This window comes from Roseovarius sp. MMSF_3281, assembly GCF_030733685.1.
Taxonomy (GTDB): domain Bacteria; phylum Pseudomonadota; class Alphaproteobacteria; order Rhodobacterales; family Rhodobacteraceae; genus Roseovarius.
The window spans coordinates 1-1,591 of sequence record NZ_JASHIM010000054.1 but is presented as its reverse complement, the minus strand read 5'-3'; the positions used below and the strand labels follow the sequence as shown (position 1 = coordinate 1,591).

The window sequence follows — 1,591 nt, the reverse complement described above, 5'->3', positions numbered from 1 at the left end:
CGAAAACTGCTCATCATTCTCAACGCCATGATCCGGGAAAACAGAACATATCAGCCAACCTGAACAACACACTTGCCTGGGGGAGTCGCCCGAAGGGCGGCGGGGGCAAAGCCCCCAAATTACTCGGCCCGGTCCAGCCAGCGACGACAGACGCGGTCGACGCCTGCGTAAACCAGCAAGGTCATGACCGCGAGCGCGATGGTGGTGGCGAACATCAAGTCCACCTTGACCCGGCCAAGCGCCAGCAAGATCAGGTAACCCAACCCCTGCGAGGCCCCGACCCATTCGCTGATGATCACCCCTATGGGCGCATAGACGGCGGCCAGACGCAGCCCCGAGGCCAGCCCCGGCAAGGCGGCGGGGATACGGATATGCCACATCACCCGCCCGCGGCTGGCCCCCATCACGCGGGCCAGGTCCAGCCAGCTTCGCGGTGTGCGCATCAGGGCGTCGAAAAACGCCGATGTCACCGGGAAATAGATGATCAACAGCGCCATGATCACCTTGGGCCAGATCCCGTAGCCCAGCCAGAGGGTGAAAATCGGCGCCAGCACGAAGACCGGGATCGCCTGCGAGAACACCATCATCGGGCGCAAGAGGGCCGTGGCTAGTGGCGAGGCGGCCAGCCCGATGGCCGACAGCGCGCCAAGCCCCGCGCCAAGCGCGAGGCCCAAAAGCACCTCGACCAGCGTGTACCACGTATGATGCCAGATTTGCCCGCGCTGGGTGATCAGGGTTTCACCCACGTCATATGGCCCCGGCAGGATATAGGAGGGGGGCGCGGCAAGGCTGACAACCGCTTGCCACAGCACGATGGCCAAAACCGCCGAGCCGAGGATCGACAGCCCTTGTTTCATGCCCCCTCGAACCCGGTCATGGCCGCGTCGAAGAACCGGCGTTCCAGTGCCACGCCATGGCGAAAGGTATCTTCCACCGCGCGGCGGGCACCGGCGTCCAGGTCCTGCCATACGGTGTCGAGCTGGCCGCGCAGGTAGGCCACGACGCTTTCAAACCCCGCGCCGGAATGCAGCGTGATCCATTCGCCGAACCAGAAAGGCAGGTCGGCGGCCTTGTCGGCATGCGGGCTGGCCCAGTCCAGATAGCTCCATTCCGCCACGACCAGAACCGCGAGCATCTGTTCATACCGGCCCGAGCCTGCGGCCCGGGCCATCAACGCCTGGAATTCGGCGGTGACGGCGGCGGCGGGGGCAGGGGTGTCCGGGTCGCCGCCCAAGGTGTCGATCGCGCGCAGGAAATAGGTGTTTTCCGGTCCCGAGATCAGCCCGAGGAACTGTGCCGCCGGGATCGCGTCGGGCAGGCTGGGGGCATGGGCGATGGCCGAGGCAAGCAACCGCACGAAGCCTTCGACGAAAAGGTAATCCTGTTGCAGGTAGGTCAGCATCCTGTCCTTCGGCAGGCTGCCGTCGGCCAGCGCATCGGTAAAGCTGTGCCGGGTGGCGGCCTGCCAATCCTCGGCGGCAAGGTTTTTCAGGTGGTTTGTGGGGCGCATTGGGGGTCTCCTTCAGGCGGCGTTGTCACGCAGGCGGGTCAACAGGGTGGCCTGTGCTTTAAGGGTGGCGGCATCGTCCAC

The 1,591-nt window shown here is 65.2% G+C and carries 2 protein-coding genes; both read right to left on the bottom strand.

The genetic code is table 11. From position 1 onward, the window contains the following. Positions 1 to 119: 119 nt before the first annotated feature. Positions 120 to 857 carry an ABC transporter permease gene (locus RBB32_RS21250; protein ID WP_306155756.1) on the bottom strand — a complete coding sequence of 246 codons (738 nt, stop codon included), beginning with the start codon at positions 855 to 857 and terminating at the stop codon, positions 120 to 122. Beyond that, positions 854 to 1,510 (bottom strand): TenA family protein, encoded by a 657-nt coding sequence (locus RBB32_RS21245; protein ID WP_306155755.1) that lies wholly within the window; start codon positions 1,508 to 1,510, stop codon positions 854 to 856. Before RBB32_RS21245 ends, RBB32_RS21250 begins: the two co-directional genes overlap by 4 nt. Between the last annotated feature and the right edge of the window lie 81 nt (positions 1,511 to 1,591).